Here is a 19,149-nt window from a genome sequence, read left to right on the forward strand (position 1 = left end):
GTACAATTTAATTGCTAGCAATTCTATATCGAAACCAAGATGATTTGCAACTATATTGTGCGCAATTTATTTTCATACCCCATTTTCAAGTCATTAAATAGGCCACGCCATGAACCAGTGCAATACAGAAAACTCACTGAGCGACCAAGAGAAAATACTGTTGGAGAATCAAGTTTGCTTCCCACTCTACAGTGCGGCGAATGCTGTCATTCGCGCTTATCGTCCCCTACTTGATGAGCTGGATCTGACCTACTCTCAGTATCTGGTCATGATGGTTCTGTGGGAAAAAGACGGTGTCAGTGTGAAAGAGCTGGGATCACGTCTTTATTTGGATTCAGGCACACTCACGCCTCTGCTGAAACGACTAGAGGCGAAAGGGTTCGTTACGAGGGGCAGAAGCGAAAACGATGAGCGTGTGCGAGTTTTGAATCTCACCATGCAAGGAGAGCAGTTAAAAATACGCGCTCAATCGGTTCCTGACGCTATAGCGTGCAAAGTAACATTAGAATTGGATGAACTGGTTACTTTAAAGAATTTGTGCAATAAGCTATTAGATACACTGTCATAACTCACACTCACCCAACACAGCAACAACAAGAAGCCCGCACGCATTGATTTACATTGTCCAGAAGCGTTGAGGTTAATTCGGTACATAGGAATCAGCTATCAATGAGATAGCTAAAAGCAATTTTATTTAACCTCACTCCGATGCGAATATACTTTCCGAAAGCAAGATTTGCTCAACCAAATTAACCGAAAGGAAAGTAAAGTTATGATCAATACTAAAATCAAACCATTTACAGCTACAGCATTTAAACAAGGCGAATTCGTACAAGTAACTGAGCAAGATGTTCTCGGTAAATGGGCGGTATTCTTCTTTTACCCAGCAGACTTTACCTTCGTATGTCCAACTGAACTAGGTGACTTAGCTGACCACTACGAAGAGCTTCAAAAACGTGGGGTTGAAGTGTACTCAGTTTCAACTGACACTCACTTCACTCATAAAGCTTGGCACGACAGCTCTGACACAATCGGTAAGATCAACTACTACATGCTTGGCGACCAGACTGGCAATATCACCAATAACTTCGGCGTAATGCGTGAAGGTCAAGGCCTTGCAGACCGTGCAACGTTCCTAATCGACCCAGACGGCACAATCCAAGCGATGGAAATCACAGCAGAAGGTATCGGCCGTGATGCAGAAGATCTACTACGCAAAGTAAAAGCAGCTCAATATGTTGCCGCTCACCCAGGCGAAGTTTGCCCAGCAAAATGGAAAGAAGGCGAAGAAACACTGGCACCTTCTCTAGACCTAGTAGGCAAAATCTAATCTCTGATTAGCCTCTATCGGTTTCAATTCAAGAACCAGACTTAATTAATGAGAGCAGATCGGGTCAGAGACCTTGACGACCTTCTGCCCGATTTGCTCTCCCTCACTGTTTTTTATCCAGAGTAACCATTCTTCTGTCTATTTATTAAAGGTAGTAACGACTATGTTAGACCAAGCGATCCAACAACAACTCAAACAATATCTGGCTAATGTAAAAGAAGACGTCCGTCTAGTGGTTAGCTAGATGAAAGCAAAGCGGCAAACGAACTTTTATCTCTCGCGAATCAAATTGCAGAGATGAGTGAACATATAACTGTTGTTCGTGACGACGCGGCAAGTGACCGCAAACCAGTAATGGCAGTAACAAATCCAGCGAAAGGCACTTCGCTTCGCTTTGCTGGTCTGCCAATGGGTCACGAGTTTACTTCGTTGGTTCTTGCACTGCTCCACTCAGGCGGTCATCCAATCAAGCTTGAGCCAGAAGTTATCGAGCAAATCGCCGCACTAGACAAAAATTTGGATGTGGAAATTTTTATCTCTCTGTCGTGCCAAAACTGTCCTGACGTTGTTCAAGCCTTCAACATGATGGCGGCGATCAACCCGAAAATCAAAGCGACTATGATCGACGGTGCGTTATTCCAAGAAGAAGTGAAACAGCGCGATATCATGGCGGTACCAAGTGTGTTTGTTAACGGTGAACTATTCGGCCAAGGCCGTATGTCACTGACTGAAATCCTTAACAAAGTCGACGACAGCGCCAGCGAGAAAGCGGCGAAAGCACTGGGCGAAAAAGACCCATACGATGTACTTGTTGTTGGTGGTGGTCCGGGTGGTAGCGCGGCAGCTCTATACGCAGCGCGTAAAGGCATCCGCACAGGGGTGGTGGCCAAACGTTTTGGTGGTCAGGTGATGGATACTATGGCGATTGAAAACTTCATCTCGGTCAAGCGCACTGAAGGTCCTAAGCTAGCCGCTGATCTTGGCGAACACTTGAAAGAGTACGATGTGGATGTGGTCACTGAGCAACAAGCGAAAAAGCTCATGGGTGCAGCACACACGGATGATGGTCTTATCCATATCGAGCTGGAAAGTGGCGCAACGCTTAAAAGTCAAAGCGTCATCCTTAGTCCTGGCGCACGCTGGCGTGAAATGAACGTACCGGGTGAACAAGAGTACCGCAACAAAGGGGTTGCCTACTGCCCACACTGTGATGGTCCGTTGTTTAAAGGTAAGAAAACAGCGGTGATCGGTGGCGGTAACTCAGGTATCGAAGCGGCAATCGACTTGGCTGGAATTGTAGAGCACGTCACCGTACTTGAATTTGCGGATGTACTACGTGCCGACCAAGTGCTGATCAACAAAGCGAATTCACTGCCAAACATCGACATCATTACCATGGCACAGACAACCGAAGTGGTGGGCGACGGTAAACGCGTAACAGGTCTTAAATACAAAGACCGCCACACCGATGAAATAAAAGAGCTGGAGCTATCAGGTATCTTCGTCCAAATCGGTTTGGTTCCGAATACTGAATGGCTGAAAGATTCAGACGTGAAGTTGTCTCCACGCGGTGAGATTGAAGTTGGTAACCATGGTGAAACCAGCTTGGAAGGTGTGTTTGCGGCAGGTGACGCAACGACAGTACCTTACAAACAGATCATCATTGCGATGGGTGAAGGTGCAAAAGCAAGTTTAGGCGCATTTGATTACTTGATACGTAAACAAGGATAACCACTCGTTTCCGCTAACATCGCCGACAGGGTGCGTAACAGTAAAAGCCAGTAGCACGAAGCTATTGGCTTTAAACTATCTCGAAACAACTATCGCGTAATAGCTATCGCTAAACAAACATCACGTAATAACGACCGCGACAAGCTAAACAAATAAAAGTAAGTGAATACTTACACCGATTATAAAGACCTTGGTAGAAAGACTTCACCCAACATACACCGCACCGAACCACCACCAATCGACTCGATGGTAGAAACATCAAACGGCAGCAACTTACCATGAGTAGCAAGCTGCTTTTTTTGCGCTGCTGAAAAGGCGTTATGCGCTGACTGAGACATCGCAATCACCTTGTCACCGTCAGCGGTCTCTAGCTGAAGAATATTGCCACAGAACTGATTCATCTGAGCGAGTGAAATCGAAATCACCTGCTTATCTTTTGCCAATGATTTAATCACAAAGCGACGCTCAAATTCTGGAATCACTTCATCACAAATCACGCAGAACTGCTCACCCACAGACATCATGACATTGGTGTGATAAACCGGAGCCCCTGATGGTAAATGCGTTTGAAATGAAATCACGCGCTCATAACCAATGCGGTCCGCATAATCTTCAAGTACCAGTCGGTCACAGCGCTGAGAAAGCGCAGCATAAACCGTCTTATTAAGGTGGTCGAAAACCATCACTCCGGTACTTTCTAAATACGCTTGTTCTTCGACGTACTGTGTGAGACTACTTTGTTGAAGCACTGACCTTCCCGCTTGCGTGAGCGTATCGACAAGTGCAGTTGGCCGCACTTCGAGCTGACGATTTTCACAAGCCATCGGAAAGGTGTACAAGGTACCGTCATGGGTAGTGCTAAACCAGTTATTGGGGAATACAGCATCGGGCGTCGCTGTATTAGACATTGGGTAGTCAAACTCCACAACCTGAATTCCGTGCCGACGTAACCCAGCAACCATGGTATTGAACTCCTCCATGGTTTGACTTAACACTTCTTCTTGGCTGAGCGCAACCTTGGTTTGAAACTCATTGTCTTGAGCCGTCTCTTCATTAAACCGAAATTCTTTTGGTGGCACCATCACTACGCAATTTGCGGTATGGCGCAAAGTACTTTTTGTGCTCTGTTGTTGCCCACCTGAAAGTGGCGGCACAGATTCGTGTAATCGCATCCAAAACATTCCTTCTCACTAGAATGAGGAGATTGTAAATTTATTGTTACGTCCAGTTTTGCTGTTTTCACTATCAATTTAATTATCAAAAAGTAATTTCCACTGGATCTAAGTCCTATCTCCCGACTTTTTATGGTCAGCTTGTCAGTTGAGGGCGTTCCATGGTTACGACACAATCCGCGTCATACCGTGAATTAAGCGCCCAACCATACACAACTAGCCGCATTTAAAAACATATACATTACCCATAAAGCATAACCCATAATTATCATGTTGGTTTGAACTGGACTGTCATGCCTTCTTCACTACTTCGTGTAATACGATTAAAAACGTTCATTTATCCTGATGTCCTTTCTCATTCATGGGACACAAATGATGATAACGCTCACACTTTTTCTGCTAAAATAACAACTCCTTACGTATATTGAGTAATGGGCACGATACGGAGTTTCGGCTGGTTTCTTTGTGAATCTACTTTTTGAGAAGCCGCTATACTTGATAGACGGCTTAAGTATTATAAAAAGGTAAATTGGCTTATGTGTAAATGTGGTTCAATGCAGATAGTGCAAATCAAACCGAGTTGGGCTGACAAATTATTTGGCTATTCAGAACGATGGAAATGTCAGCTTTGCTGTAAGATCTACCGCATATAAAAACAAAAAAATTATAACCAAATGACTTCAAGATGCAGGATTCAGAGCACTGTCACTGGCATGAGTTCAAGGAAAATAGCGCAGCGGAATAGTGAGCTCTTTCCAAGCTATTTGACGCTGAAATCGTGTCAGTGACATGCTCCCGAAGGGCGAGTTGCCTTGGCTCACAGCCTTTGTTAACGATTTTTGATTTAGAACCACTAGATCTTCAAATCGTTGCCGCGTCTGAGAGCCAAGTCATTCTCGCTGAACCTAGCACCTTGAGGTTATTTGGTTATACTTAGTTTCTCTAAGAAAAAGCAGTGACCCGGCGAAAGGCTTTTACACCTTGAGGCCGGGTTTGTTTTATCCCATCTTCACCCTATCCACTTTTCAGACCAATTGCAGCACGACCTTGCTTAGGTGTATACCAAATGACTTCAAGATGCAGGGTTCAAATCGTTGCCGCGTCTGTGAACCAAGTCATTCTCGCTGAACCTAGCATCTTGAGGTTATTTGGGTATAAAATCTGCTCCAATTCATTCATCCCTAACACATTACTGGTCACTATGAACAAAAGTTTGCTAACGAATATCCTCGCAATCATATTGATGGGAACCGGCTATCAATCGCATAACGATTACCTTTGGTATGCAGGTCTTTTTGCGTTTTCTGGTGCAATTACCAACTGGCTTGCTATACATATGCTGTTTGAGAAAGTGCCTGGATTGTACGGTTCTGGTGTTATCCCAGCGCGCTTTGAAGAGTTCAAACGTGCGATCAAAAACTTGATGATGGAACAATTTTTCACCGATACGAACATCGATCGCTTTTTAAATAAAGAAATGACGGGTGGAATCAACATCAATTTAAAACCAGTCATTGATAAAGTTGACTTCAACCCGGCGTTTGACTCGCTGGTAGAGGTGATTGAAGGTTCTCAATTTGGTGGTATGTTGGCCATGTTCGGAGGCGCAGAAGCACTTCAACCGATGAAACAGCCTTTCGTTGAAAAAATGCAGGAATCGCTAGTCGAATTAAGCCAAAGCGATACCGTTAAAGAAGCGCTAAAAGAACAGCTAGAGTCACCCGCGATGATGGATGAAATAAAACAGAATATTGAGGGCATCATCGACCAACGCTTAAACGAGCTTACCCCCGCTCTAGTTAAGGAAATGGTGCAGAAAATGATTAAGGAACACCTCGGCTGGCTCGTGGTTTGGGGTGGTGTTTTTGGTGGATTAATTGGTGTGATAACCAGTGTGATCAGTGCTTAAACACTCTCTTTCTTACCCCAAAAGGAGCCTGACGATTCGGCTCCTTTTTCGTATACTCAAGTAACCTCAAAATACTTTTTCAGCAACTAATGCCACCGTGATACAAACAGCATCAACCAAGTAATTCAGGGTTCACTCCAAATCCCTTTTTATGCTCCTCGATCACCACTTCACTTCTTGTCTGGATCACGCCGGGTAACGTCCCCATCTTACTTGACATAAACTCCTGGTAAGCCTTCATACTTTTTACTCGCACTTTGATCATGGTGTCGAAATCACCAGACAACGAATAGCATTCTTCGACTTCCGGTATCAACTCAACGGCTTTTGCGAACTTCTCGAAAATAGAAAAACTGGTTTGATCAAGGCGGATATGAATGAACACTTGTACATCCAAGCCTAACTTCTCCGCATTTAGCTCGGCATGATAGCCATTAATATAACCTTCTTTCTCAAGGCGCTTAACCCGGTCGGAGCAAGGAGAAGTGGTTAAGTTAATCAGCTTTGCTAGCTCAACAACAGGTATTCGCCCTCGCGAATGCAGCACTCGCAAAATATGTAAGTCAATTCTATCCAATTGATAACTCATCAACTACATTCCCGTAACAACTCGAAGAGCTCCACATTAATCGTTACGAGGAGATTTGCAAATGGATTAATAAAGAAGGTGTGAAATTAGATTTGTTTTATGATGTCTGAGCATGAAAAGCAGACCAACATAGCCTAACTCGCACGCTTTATGTCCGAGGGTTTGCTCATACGGGGAGAGTTTTTAAACGAAGTAAATCAGAAAAACAGAGACAGTTTCCAAGGTAAAGACTTCTGCGGGTCGCCTAACAGAAAACGTATCGCCACCTAAAGGAAAAAACACCCAATAAAATCACCAGACGCACTAAGGATTAGCAAAGTACGTTTACCATGCGATGCAAAGCACTATCTGAACGGCAAATAGTTTTAACAATAGAGCATCTTAAGAGTAGATAAAGAGAATAGGTCACCAACCGCTTTGTCGCGGCATCGCTGTATACCTAATTGGATCTTGAGTACCTTTTATTTAATTCAAAACGCTGACTTGCCACGATCTACTCATCATCACTTTCAAACAGAACAGTAATACGGGCAAAAACGAGATATAAACAACGCTCAAATTAAACCACGGCAGATCTTCGTCTCGTTGGATGGGAGACAACTTCACCTATCGCTCGATGGTTACAACAGCGACAATAGTAATGTGGCTCCATTTCATAATAATGCTCACCTGATACGAACTTCGCCATCAACTGTGTAAAACTTACTACCTTGCCCGTCAGTGTTTCACCTACTTGAGGCTCACAACGCTTCATAACCACTTTGTGCTGAGTTGACTTTCTGCACGCCGAGCAATACATCTCTGGCATCTTAATTCTCCTAAAGTTTTTCGTTACTACTGATAATTGACATATTTTGTTCAAAATAATTCCACAAAGAAAAAGTATCTTTACTATTTTGTGTCGCATATTCAAAAAATAGCCCCAATTCCCCAAAAAACTGAGACATTGGTCAGATGTCAATTTTTGTTCGATTTATCTACAAACTCGTATAGGTGAGCTCAAGGCTACGATACAACGCGCATAACTTACTGTTAAAAAAGGTGATTGGTGACAATTTAATGTTAATTAATTGACTCTAAAAATCGCAAATTCGTATTAACTTCTTATAAAAATTTACATTGTTAAGACCACATTTGACTTGAACTCACCACGAACAGTGGACATCAGTACCGCATCAGATTGGATTAACAGGAAAAACAACGCCCGCTTATTAGCGGGCGTTGTGGTTAGTACATTCAGATAAAGTCAGTCTAGTCTAAATCAATCAATTTTTGCTTGTATGACTTATGTTGCTCTAGCACGTCATGTGCGGCACCACCCGTTAACTTACTTACCAATACGATAGCAAGCGTTGAGAAGAGGATACCCGGAACAATTTCATACACGTCGAACCAACCACCCGACAACTGTTTCCACACAACGATAGTAATACCGCCAACTAGGATGCCCGCTAACGCTCCGTTGCGGTTCATACCACTCCAGTAAAGACTTAACACAACTGCCGGACCAAATGCCGCACCGAAGCCCGCCCAAGCGTAAGAAACAAGACCTAATACAGAGCTGTCTGGCGTCATTGCTAAAAATAGCGCGATAATTGAAATGACCACCACACCTATACGACCAATCATCACAATCTCTTCAGAAGATGCACCAGGTTTAATCACTTGCTTGTAGAAATCCTCTGCAAGTGCTGAAGATGAAACAAGAAGCTGAGAATCCGCAGTACTCATTACCGCAGCCAAAATCGCAGCTAATAGAATACCAGCAATCACCGGATGGAAAACGGTATTCACAAGTAGCATAAAGATCTTCTCACCATCTTCTAACTGCGTACCAGGATGGCCTGTGACCCAAACAAGGCCAACAAGACCAACCAACATAGCCCCCGCCATAGAGAGCGCAGTCCAACCAACAGCGATACGGCGAGCGCTTGTTAGTGACGCGTTTGAACGCGCAGCTTTAAAGCGAGCGAGAATATGGGGTTGACCAAAGTAACCTAGGCCCCACGCAGCAAGAGAGATGATCGCGATAGCCGAAAGTGGCTCCCCTTTCACATCATTCCAAAATGTAGCCAGCTCTGGATTGATATTGTGCAAATCAGAAGATAATTGACCAAGGCCACCATCCATCACAGCCACAGGCACAATCATCAGGCAGCAGCCATCAGAAGACCTTGGACTAAATCAGTCCAAGATACCGCTAAAAAGCCACCAAATAAGGTGTAGGACACCACACACACAGTACCAATGATAACGGCATAGGTGTAATCAAGACCAAAGACTGTTTCGAACAGTTTGCCCCCTGCAACTAGACCAGAACTGGTGTAGAAAAGGAAAAATAGAAGAATGAAGAACGCAGAGATAGTCTGAATCAGTTTGGAGTTGTCATTAAATCGACGCGACAGGAACTCCGGCAGCGTAAGCGAATCAGTCTGAATACTGTATGTACGAAGACGTTTCGCACTGATCAACCAGTTTGCCCAAGTACCTGCAAGCAGACCACCTGCGAGCCAGAATGCTTCAAATCCTGCAGCATAGGCGTAACCAGGTAGGCCGAGCAATAACCAACCACTCATGTCTGAAGCACCGGCGGATAACGCAGCAGGCCACGGACCCAGGCTACGGCCACCTAGAAAGTAATCTGATGAATTGGAAGTCCTCTTATACGCGTAAACGCCAATCGCAATCATAAGTATTAAATACGCCACAAAAGTGGACGTGATAGCAAAGCTATTTTCTATCATTAGATAGTCCTCGTTATAATTATTTCCGTCCTTGTCTTCTTTGATATTTTGCCCTCTCAGCAATACATCAAAGTAAGAGATACCAACCGGGCAAAGTACTCAACGTAGTTGCACTCGGTTGGTATCGCAAGTCAGGTTAGTGAGTTTCGTTCCCTAACTCGAGTAGAGTCGCGTTGCCACCCACTGCGGTAATATTTATCGTTCGAGTGCGCTCAGTAATGAAACGCAACGAAAGGTGAGGATCATGAATCAACTTAGGTGAATCAAGATCCGTTTCAGAAACCAAACCGACGATCGCCCCGTCGCGCTTAGCTAATTGAAGATTGAGCGTATGCTCAACCTGAGAATTGCCCACATAACCAACACTACGTACGTCACATTCAAGCAGCGAAGCTGATGCATCGTACGCAACCACTTGGATCAAGTCAGATGGGACATTTGCCGACACCACAGCTTGCTTAACCAATTCGGTTAGCTCTGTGTTGTCGCTACAAACAATCACACTGTTACCCGCAATAAGAGCACAAGTGATCATTGAAACGGCACTGTATAGCGCGTTTTCAGTATTGACGACATTGTTTTCATTGACGACAGTATTTTCGCATATCACAACCGCCACGCCGCGTCCCGCAGAGTACAACTCGTTGGTTTCACCCGTAGGACCGACCAACTGATGCGTTTCAGCAAGCAGAGCAGAAGCTTGCTGTAAGTGGTAAGACACCAGTTTGGCTACCAAGGGTTGCTGAGCTTCAAAAGCGGATTTAAAGGCAAGTACGTGCTCACACTTAAAATCAAAATCTGTCAAATTCCACTGCTGCCACGCAGAGAATGCATCTTTAAAATAGGTGATCTGATGAACCATAATGCGACTCCTTATGCGTTCTCTGGTTGCGCAAGACAATGTTGAGTAAAGCGATACAAGTAATGAGGTCCACCAGCTTTCGGACCAGTACCAGACAACCCTTGCCCCCCAAATGGTTGGACACCAACCACTGCACCAACTTGATCTCGGTTGATGTAGCAGTTACCGACACGCGCATGCTTTTCAATCCAACGGTACGTCGTTTCATTACGGCTATGAATACCCATTGTCAGACCAAACCCTGTTTGATTGATCTTCTCAACGACGTTCGGCAATTCTGACGCTTTAAAGCGCACAATGTGCAGGATAGGACCGAATTGTTCTTCTTTCAGCACATCAATACCTGAAATTTCGAACGCACTTGGCGACACAAAATCACCATACTGGCACACGTCATCCAACGCCAACTCCGCAACTTTTTTCTGCGTTTTACTCATATGATCGATATGAGCAAGAAGTTTTTGCTTCGCATTTTGGTCGATAACTGGACCCACATCGGTTTTATGTAAATATGGCAAACCAACATGCAGCTCATTCATCGCCCCTTGGATTAATGTGATGATGCGATCGGCAACGTCTTGCTGCACAAACAACACACGTAGAGCTGAACAACGCTGACCGGCAGATGCAAAAGCAGAGCGAATCACGTCACGAACGACCTGTTCTGGTAGTGCGGTACTATCGACAATCATCGCATTTTGACCGCCGGTTTCGGCGATAAACGGAACGGGTTTTGCGCTACGCTCAGCTAACGTCACATTAATACGTTGCGCAGTTGCTGTGGAACCAGTAAAGGCGACACCTGCAATCGCATCGTGAGATGTCAATGCATGGCCTATTTCACTGCCACGACCAGGCAGCAATTGAATCACGTCCGCAGGGAAGCCAGCGTCCAACATCAAATCAATCGCACGAGCCGCAATTAAACTTGTTTGCTCTGCAGGTTTCGCGACGACCGTATTACCGGCAACCAACGCAGCGGTAACTTGACCTAAGAAAATCGCTAACGGGAAATTCCATGGACTGATACAAACAAACACCCCTAGCCTTCACGGCTGGAAATACGTTTCACCCCCTCAAAACCTTCTAGCTCAAATGGTTGCAGGTTTTGGGACTGTTTGGCGTAATAACGACAGAAATCAACCGCTTCACGAACTTCATCGATACTATCGTGAATGGTTTTTCCCGCTTCCAGATGACAAATAGCCACCAGCTCTGCCAAGTTTTCTTCCAACAAGTCAGCCAATGTATCTAAGCATTGTGCTCTTTGCTCGATCGGCGTTCCTTTCCAATTAGGGAAACCCGCTTGCGCCGCATTGATTGCTGCGGAAACATGATCAAGGTTTGCGAAAGCGACTTTGCCGACTTCAATACGGCGATCATAAGGTGCCGTAATGGTCTCGCAAGCGTTATCCTTGATCATGCTTTCGGCAAACGTCTCACCGTTGATCACTGGACCCGCGGTCCATTGACTTGTCAGGAATCGTTCCACTTGCGCCTCGAATGGCTTGGCCTCACTATCGATATCAATGTTTACACCGTAAGCGTTCTTGCGTTCCGGGAAAATATCCGTCGGTAGTGGGATCTTGTCGTTATTTAACGTTGCAAAACTGTTTAATACATCGACAGGGTGATGAGTGAGCTCATTGATAGGACATCGAGCATCAACCAGGCGGTGGACAAAAGAGCTGTTCGCTCCGTTTTCTAACAAGCGACGAACCAAGTAAGGCAGCAAATCAGCGTGACTGCCGACTGGCGCGTAAATTCGTACCGGCTGGCCGTACTTCTTCATTACATGGTTGTACAGAGAATCGCCCATGCCATGCAAACGCTGAAACTCATAGTCATTATGTTGAGCCATCACGGCTATCGCGGTAACAGTGTGCGCATTATGGCTGGCAAATTGTGGGAAAATGTTGCCACGTACGCCTTCACTTAATAAGAAACGAGCACACGCAAGATAAGCGACATCAGTCGCTTCTTTACGCGTATAGACTGGGTAGTTTTCGTAGCCAGCTTGCTGGGACCACTTAATTTCGCTATCCCAATATGCGCCCTTCACTAAACGAAGTGGGATTAAGTCACCTTGCTCTTTAGCCAAAGCGTTTATCCACACCAATACAGGTAGCGCACGTTTTGAGTAGGCTTGGATAACAAGGCCGAATTTACCCCACCCTTGCACCAGCTCACTGCGGTATACTTTCTCAAACAGCTTTAAAGAAAGCTCGAGACGATCCGCTTCTTCTGCATCAATCGTGATAGCAACGTCCACTTCGATCGCACGCTTGAGTAATTGCATTACCGTGTCATACAACTCTGTCATCACTCGCTCTTCATTGGCGACCTCATAACGTGGATGTAGCGCAGACAGCTTAATGGAAATCGAAGGGGCTGGACTGGTATCGTTGCCGTAGGTATCTCTCCCAACGGCTTCAATCGCCATGAGGTAATCTTTGAAGTATTTATTGGCATCCGCAGTCGTTAATGCCGCTTCTCCGAGCATATCAAACGAGTAGGTGAATCCTTTATCTCGCATTGGTCGGCCATTTTTCTGCGCTTCCTCAATCGTACGACCACGCACAAATTGATGGCCCATAATCTTCATCGCTTGGTACATCGCCTTGCGAATCACAGGCTCTGAAAATTTGTTCACCAAGCGGTTTACAGCTTGACCTGGGCTTTGGCTACCTTGTTCGCCAAGACCAACCACTTTACCTGTGAGCATTAAACCCCAAGTCGATGCATTCACAAAAACAGAGTCGGAGTGCTTCAGGTGGGATTTCCAGTCCGCAACACTTAACTTATCTTTGATCAACGCGTCTGCCGTCAGTGAATCAGGGATACGCATGAGCGCTTCTGCTAGACACATCAGCAAAATGCCCTCTTGTGTGTCTAGACTGTATTCCAGCAGTAAAGCATCAATCATCTGGATTGATTTTTTATCCGCACGAATGGCTTCTATAAGCTGGGTTGTTTGGATAGTGATCGCCGACTTTTCGTCCTCTGTCGGCGTCGCTAGCGGCAGTAGTTGCTCTAGCCATTGAGACTCGTCCACCATATACAATGGCGAGATCAGTGACCACAACTTATCAAGCGGTTGCTCGATAAATTCCGGTGTCAACACGTTTGTAGCTGTAAACATGTGTGTTCCTCAATCTCACTCCTCGAAAACCGCTTCGAGGATCATCAATGGCTGGAGTGTATTTTGAGGCCGACAATAATACTTGTCAAAAACTACGGAGTTTTTGCTAAAAACTCGCTTTTATAACAAAACATCCACACAATCACATGCAAATACGTAATATTTTGTTTTGTAAATTTTAATTTTTATGGGTAATAAAAAACAAAACATTAATAATATCAATAAGGTTATTCTCTGAATTATCGATAGAATTGTATTTTTCAGAACAAATGGGGGGTTTAACCAACTTGTTGACCCAGACCCAAACAAACTACGGCCAAGATCACAAAATAGACCTTATAAATTAAATGGTTTTATCAAATGGAGACAACACCTTTGACCTTTCGAGATGATTTACCCCTGAAAAGTCAAAAAGCACAGAGAAGAATTTAGCCGACTTGTTTCTTGTATTGAGAAGGAGACAGGCCCTGAAGACGAGTAAATGTGTGTGTGAAAGTACTTTGATTCGAGAAGCCAGTAAACTCCGCGATTTGACCTAAAGTAAGATTGCCTTGCTTTATTAAGTCACGAGCCATATCGATGCGCTTACCCAAGACATACTGGTGAGGCGTGATCCCCATTTGTTCTTTAAACAAACAATGAAACTGACTTTCGCCTAAAAACACTCGTCCTGCTAGCTGAGCGACACTGATCTTGTGACTTAAATGCTGTTCGATATAGCGATCTATCACTTCCAGGTCAAAACGCGATTCCTTTCGACCCGTTTCAAAAGCCGAAATATGCCGTTGCATTAACGCAATCACGGTATCGTTACAAGCACGGCTCAGCAGTAGATCATCAGGATGATTGTTCATCTCATGAACCAGCATTTGGATCAGCTTCTGAATTTGAGCATCTAACTGAAAATAAAGGTGAGACCTTTCTATATTATTGAGTTTCTGCAACATTTCGGGATCATCATTGCTCGGTTTGGGCATATTCAATACCAAAATATCCGATTGATGAATTACGCCGCCGAAAGCATGATCAGAGCAGGCACTCACTACACATCCTTGCCCAGGACCGACTAAATTGCCCTGGCCACGCACTTCAAACTCCGCCTGCCCTTTCAAACCGATCACGATCTGGGTATAAGAATGATCGTGACACTCCATATAAGAAGGAAGTGTAATAAGTTCTGCTGGACGAGGCAGCGTGCTTCCTTTATGCAACGGGGCTTTCACGTTATCTGACATCACTCATCTCATACCTTCATATCATGCACTAGGCGTATATCAGTGCATAATATACTTTATGCCAAAAATTTGGAATTACTCCCCTCTCAACAAGCACGATCAAACCCACATGATCAAGGAAAACATCATGATCATTGTTCCGGAACGATGATCATGCCTGGTTAAGTTACGGCCAACGAACAATCAATTTCCCTATATAAAACAATATAATAATAAACGAGCAGCGCATCTTTGTAACATATCGCCAAAGATCCTCATCAAATTATCCTTAAATGTTCAATTCAGCCACTTTAATAAGACGATTTGGCCTATGTACAGCACAGACACGCCCCACCCTAACGGCGTTATGCCAGTAATAGACGTTAAAATAGCGAAAGCATGATCAAGGATAAAGGAAGAACCTACTTATAGGTGAGAAGACTATGTTTGCTGTGCTCAAATAAAAATACCGCTACGAATGAGCGGTATTGATTGTTCAGTGAACGCCTTATGGAGCGAGACGATCAATATCCCACTCACCATTATGCTGCGAGAATAAGAAGCGATCGTGTAGACGGTGCTCGCCACCTTGCCAGAATTCAATACTCTGGGGTTTTATCCGGAACCCACCCCAGAACGATGGCATTGGAATTTCACCTTTGGCGAATTTCTGCTTCAACTCTAGGAATTTGCCTTCTAACACCCCACGAGCCGAAATACGGCTACTTTGCTTACTGGCAATAGCAGCAAGCTGGCTTTCCTTCGGACGAGAGGTAAAGTACTTCATATTCTCCATCGCCGTCAGCTTCTCTGCGGTACCCGTAATGTGGACTTGGCGTTCTAGCGGATGCCAAGGAAAGTGAAGGCTGATGTTTCGATTATGTTCCAGTTGTAATGCCTTACGACTGCCTAAATTGGTATAAAATACGAATCCATTTTTATCGACGTTTTTCAGTAGAACGATACGTTGATAAGGCATACCATGTTCATCAACGGTCGCAACCGTCATTGCCGTCGGATCAGTTAATCCCGCCGCTACCGCTTGCTCCAACCAGAAATTGAATTGCTCAATCGGATCCGCTTTTAAATCTTTACGACGCAGCCCACCTTTAGTGTACTCTCTACGAATATCAGCAAGTTCCATCTTTACTCCTTCACAATTTTTTGTCGATTGTGCGCTTGATAATGGCTAAATACAAGGACATCTCTCGTTGTCGTTACGGCTCACAGCAGCAGTCAATACATTTTGATAACATAGCGCAAAAAACCAGTGAGTCGTCTGTGAATTTACTCAACCCTAAAGCCGTACGCTACTTTTTAATGCTCTTGTTTACCATTGGTTTGACAGGGCTTGTATTTACTCATCAGTACGCGACAACTTACCAACACGATAAGTGGCAACAAAAGCTCACACGTCAAGCCGCACAAGTCACGCAGGAAGTCGATTACGAACTCGCAAAATTTGAGCAAATCCCAAATCTTCTCAGTCATGACCCGCGCCTGATCCAAGCCATTAAACAAGGCACCGAGTCTAAAGAGCTCAATCTATTACTTGCCAACTGGTTGACGCAAAGCCTGGCAGACACCATCTATGTACACGATCGTTCTGGACTGGTCATCGCTTCAAGTAACTATCTGCAGCCTGATTCATTCGTTGGCTCGAATTTCAGTTTTCGCCCGTACTTTCAAATTGCCCGCCGCGGACAGGCCGCACAATATGTTGCGTTAGGTATTCGTTCGAACGAACGCGGTTACTTCTTTTCCTCTCCCTTGTGGAAAAAAGGCGAAATAATCGGTGTCATTACAATAAAAGTGAATCTAGAACAACTGGAACAACGACTTGCGCAAAATGGAGCGGATGTATTGCTCACCGATAAACATAACGTCGTATTCATGAGCAGCCTACCACAGTGGCGTTACCGAGCGTTGTTTCCACTCTCCACGGCCGCCGTCGATGAACTGACCAAAACCCGACAGTATGGCGATACTTTACCAGCCTATTATGGAGAGCTTACAGGGTACCGAAACGCATCAACGTTTACTGATAATCAATTGATTCTTTCACCACACTATCTCGCCTATGCATCGCCGTTGTTAGACAAAGGTTTTCGGGTTATTGCGTTTATTAATCACAACACAGTACTTACGTCCGTTATCCAAGCCGACGTGATTTACTTAATTTTATATGCGCTGCTCGCCTTAATCGCCCTTGCTTGGTTCCAAATGCTAGCCAATAAAGCCCGCCTAGCGAACCTTAATGTCGAACTTGAGGAGAAAGTCGTCCAACGAACACACATTTTGAGTGAAGCCAACCAAAAACTGCAGCAAACGATCCTTCAATATGAGCAGAGCCAAGAAGAGCTGAAGCAAACCCAACAAGAATTGACCCAAGCAGCCAAACTCGCGCTGCTAGGTGAACTCTCTGCCAGTATTAACCACGAAATCAATCAACCTCTATCGGCATTAAAAACCTTCACGGAAAACTCGCAGCGTTTGTTAACCATGGAACGCTATTCTATGGTGGCAGATAATTTAGATAAGATGCTGATGCTCAATGATACGATTGCAGAAGTGATCGCACGATTAAAAGTCTTTACCCGCAAAACCGATCATGGATTTCATCATGAAGTATCGATATTGCACGATGCCGTTCATAACGCCACCAGCATATTAAGCAACAAATTAATCAAACAAGGGGTGACATTGAAAGTGCCCGATATAGATAATAATTTGAGATTAGCCATTCACAGCGTAGAGTTAGAACAAGTATTGATCAACCTATTCCACAACGCCGCACAAGCGATGGATGGGCATAGTCTCAATCCTGTGATTTCTATTTCGGTTCAATGCCACGAATCGCATTGCGACATCTTAGTGTCGGATAATGGCCCAAGTATGTCAGATAAAGCGCTAGATAAAATATTCGATCCATTTTTTACCACTAAGCCGGAAGGACTAGGACTTGGGTTAACCATCTCAAAGCGAATTCTAGAAAGCTACCAAGGTTCATTGAGCGCTCACAAACATTACGATCTTGAGTCAAATCAACCTACCGGCATGACGTTTGTGGTCACCGTGCCAATGGCAACAGCACAAAGCCACAAACATAGAAAAGATAACCAATAAAGGAAAACAACGGTGAATAATTCTGTTTTCTTTGTCGATGATGAACCGCATATTCGAGATGCGGTATCACAAGCCCTTGTCATCGAGGGGGTGGATGTAACTTGTTTTCCCAATGCTGTCGAAGCGTTACGTCAGATAGACCCCAATTTACCTGCCATCATCATTACTGATATCCACATGCCAGTGATGAACGGCTTGGAATTTATGCGAACACTTATCAGTAAAAACCCTCACTTCCAATTTATCGTTTTAACGGGACACGGAGACGTCAAAACAGCAGTGGAAGCAATGAAAAGTGGCGCTTATGACTTTCTCGAAAAGCCGTTTTCAACGGAACAATTACTGAGTTCCCTACATAAGGCCAGCGATAAACTCAGCCTGTTGCAAGAAAACATTTTGTTGAAAAAAGAACTCGATATGCAAACGCATGTTGGACCCAAAATGATTGGGCACAGTCAAGCCATCGTTGACATTCGCCGAGCATTAATCAGCGCTCCTGAAAGGCGGCCTCTAATTTTTGTCGGACAAGAGGGCACAGGACGAAGATTAGCGGCACAATTCGCTCATGATATCCATGCGCTTCCTGATAGCGAATTGATTGCAGCGTCTGGCGAAGACATATGCGAGCTTTCACTCGAAGGCTTAGACAAAAGCATCTACCATTTGACGCAGGGAAAAGAGCGTTGCAGCTTGTATTTGCATAGCGCAGAGCACGTATCGATTTCGCAATGGCAACGCTTACTTAACCATCCGGGGTTAGAGCGAGTGTTTGGTGCGACCACTCGAATACACGAAACAGAACTGAACCAACTAGCAACATTGATTCACTTGCCTCCTCTTGATGAACGGAAAGAAGATATCGGCCCTCTTTACAAACATTTTGTTCGTCACGCCGCGAGTCGATATCAACTTCAACCTCCTCATATCAGCTCAGAGGAAGTAAAGCAGTTGACCAACTTATCTTGGCCAGAAAACATTCGACAGTTACGGCAATTTGCTGAACTTCGCGCACTTAAACCAGAGCACTTTCGGATGGAAGATTGGAACTCTGAAAAAAGCATTGAAATACAAAGCATGACTCAACGCACAGAGCACTTTGAATATTGCCTGTTGTTTGATGCGTTACAACGACATAGAGGCAGACTCAAAGAGGTTCAACTAGAATTACAAGTATCACGTAAAACCTTGTACGACAAACTGAAAAAGCATCAACTGGATAAAACCAAATTCAAGGCCTTTTAATCACAGGTTGAAGCATTGTCTCCAACGAGAATGAAGAAAATACCACTAATTTCATATCATTATTGGCTGTCGTTGCTGACAGACACCA

11 protein-coding genes and 3 pseudogenes are annotated in these 19,149 nt (G+C 44.5%); 6 read left to right on the forward strand and 8 right to left on the reverse strand.

All coding sequences use genetic code 11. From position 1 onward, the window contains the following. Window positions 1–109 precede the first annotated feature (109 nt). The 3 genes and pseudogenes from ohrR to ahpF all read left to right on the forward strand — a co-directional run bounded on the left by ohrR (window position 110) and on the right by ahpF (window position 3,061). Entirely contained in the window at window positions 110–568 is a 459-nt protein-coding gene (ohrR, locus tag SU60_RS08405; protein WP_041155127.1) for a transcriptional regulator OhrR, read from the forward strand. A gap of 204 nt (window positions 569–772) precedes the next feature. After that, the gene (gene ahpC / locus SU60_RS08410) at window positions 773–1,330 is read left to right on the forward strand and encodes an alkyl hydroperoxide reductase subunit C (RefSeq protein WP_041155128.1); all 558 of its coding nucleotides are present in this window, start codon (window positions 773–775) and stop codon (window positions 1,328–1,330) included. Between the two features lie 163 nt (window positions 1,331–1,493). Next, window positions 1,494–3,061 (forward strand): annotated as a pseudogene (ahpF, locus tag SU60_RS08415) (alkyl hydroperoxide reductase subunit F). A 179-nt stretch (window positions 3,062–3,240) separates the two neighbouring features. Here ahpF and SU60_RS08420 read toward each other — a convergent pair. Beyond that, window positions 3,241–4,233: an arginine deiminase-related protein gene (locus SU60_RS08420; RefSeq protein ID WP_041155129.1), complete on the reverse strand. Its 993-nt coding sequence runs from the start codon at window positions 4,231–4,233 to the stop codon at window positions 3,241–3,243. Window positions 4,234–5,434: 1,201 nt separating this feature from the next. Here SU60_RS08420 and SU60_RS08425 point away from each other — a divergent pair. Then, window positions 5,435–6,142: a DUF445 domain-containing protein gene (locus SU60_RS08425; protein WP_041155223.1), complete on the forward strand. Its 708-nt coding sequence runs from the start codon at window positions 5,435–5,437 to the stop codon at window positions 6,140–6,142. A gap of 112 nt (window positions 6,143–6,254) precedes the next feature. Here SU60_RS08425 and SU60_RS08430 read toward each other — a convergent pair whose 3' ends face one another. The 7 genes and pseudogenes from SU60_RS08430 to pdxH form a co-directional block, all read right to left on the reverse strand. Continuing rightward, the gene (locus SU60_RS08430; protein WP_041155130.1) at window positions 6,255–6,731 is read right to left on the reverse strand and encodes an Lrp/AsnC family transcriptional regulator; all 477 of its coding nucleotides are present in this window, start codon (window positions 6,729–6,731) and stop codon (window positions 6,255–6,257) included. A gap of 559 nt (window positions 6,732–7,290) precedes the next feature. Next, on the reverse strand, window positions 7,291–7,539 hold the full coding sequence (locus tag SU60_RS08435; protein ID WP_041155131.1) for a hypothetical protein: 249 nt from the start codon (window positions 7,537–7,539) through the stop codon (window positions 7,291–7,293). A 443-nt stretch (window positions 7,540–7,982) separates the two neighbouring features. Further along, window positions 7,983–9,475, reverse strand: a pseudogene (gene putP, locus SU60_RS08440) (sodium/proline symporter PutP). A gap of 136 nt (window positions 9,476–9,611) precedes the next feature. Beyond that, window positions 9,612–10,337: a 1-pyrroline-5-carboxylate dehydrogenase gene (locus tag SU60_RS08445; RefSeq protein WP_041155132.1), complete on the reverse strand. Its 726-nt coding sequence runs from the start codon at window positions 10,335–10,337 to the stop codon at window positions 9,612–9,614. An 11-nt stretch (window positions 10,338–10,348) separates the two neighbouring features. Continuing rightward, window positions 10,349–13,479, reverse strand: a pseudogene (gene putA / locus SU60_RS08450) (bifunctional proline dehydrogenase/L-glutamate gamma-semialdehyde dehydrogenase PutA). 428 nt (window positions 13,480–13,907) lie between these two features. Beyond that, complete coding sequence (locus SU60_RS08455) at window positions 13,908–14,714, reverse strand: AraC family transcriptional regulator (RefSeq protein WP_041155133.1); 807 nt, start codon at window positions 14,712–14,714, stop codon at window positions 13,908–13,910. A gap of 487 nt (window positions 14,715–15,201) precedes the next feature. Next, window positions 15,202–15,837: a pyridoxamine 5'-phosphate oxidase gene (gene pdxH / locus SU60_RS08460; protein WP_041155134.1), complete on the reverse strand. Its 636-nt coding sequence runs from the start codon at window positions 15,835–15,837 to the stop codon at window positions 15,202–15,204. Window positions 15,838–15,878: 41 nt separating this feature from the next. Between pdxH and SU60_RS08465 the strand changes: the two genes are divergently transcribed. Further along, window positions 15,879–17,819: a sensor histidine kinase gene (locus SU60_RS08465; RefSeq protein WP_415679428.1), complete on the forward strand. Its 1,941-nt coding sequence runs from the start codon at window positions 15,879–15,881 to the stop codon at window positions 17,817–17,819. 12 nt (window positions 17,820–17,831) lie between these two features. Further along, window positions 17,832–19,061 carry a sigma-54-dependent transcriptional regulator gene (locus tag SU60_RS08470; RefSeq protein WP_041155135.1) on the forward strand — a complete coding sequence of 410 codons (1,230 nt, stop codon included), beginning with the start codon at window positions 17,832–17,834 and terminating at the stop codon, window positions 19,059–19,061. Window positions 19,062–19,149 lie beyond the last annotated feature (88 nt).

The organism is Vibrio mytili, assembly GCF_000830505.1.
Classification (GTDB): Bacteria; Pseudomonadota; Gammaproteobacteria; order Enterobacterales; family Vibrionaceae; genus Vibrio; species Vibrio mytili.

Coding starts and splice junctions, on each gene's coding strand:
- ohrR (WP_041155127.1), top strand. CDS start 110: ATGAACCAGTGCAATACAGAAAACTCACTGAGCGACCAAGAGAAAATA.
- ahpC (WP_041155128.1), top strand. CDS start 773: ATGATCAATACTAAAATCAAACCATTTACAGCTACAGCATTTAAACAA.
- SU60_RS08420 (WP_041155129.1), bottom strand. CDS start 4,233: ATGCGATTACACGAATCTGTGCCGCCACTTTCAGGTGGGCAACAACAG.
- SU60_RS08425 (WP_041155223.1), top strand. CDS start 5,435: ATGAACAAAAGTTTGCTAACGAATATCCTCGCAATCATATTGATGGGA.
- SU60_RS08430 (WP_041155130.1), bottom strand. CDS start 6,731: ATGAGTTATCAATTGGATAGAATTGACTTACATATTTTGCGAGTGCTG.
- SU60_RS08435 (WP_041155131.1), bottom strand. CDS start 7,539: ATGCCAGAGATGTATTGCTCGGCGTGCAGAAAGTCAACTCAGCACAAA.
- SU60_RS08445 (WP_041155132.1), bottom strand. CDS start 10,337: ATGGTTCATCAGATCACCTATTTTAAAGATGCATTCTCTGCGTGGCAG.
- SU60_RS08455 (WP_041155133.1), bottom strand. CDS start 14,714: ATGTCAGATAACGTGAAAGCCCCGTTGCATAAAGGAAGCACGCTGCCT.
- pdxH (WP_041155134.1), bottom strand. CDS start 15,837: ATGGAACTTGCTGATATTCGTAGAGAGTACACTAAAGGTGGGCTGCGT.
- SU60_RS08465 (WP_415679428.1), top strand. CDS start 15,879: ATGGCTAAATACAAGGACATCTCTCGTTGTCGTTACGGCTCACAGCAG.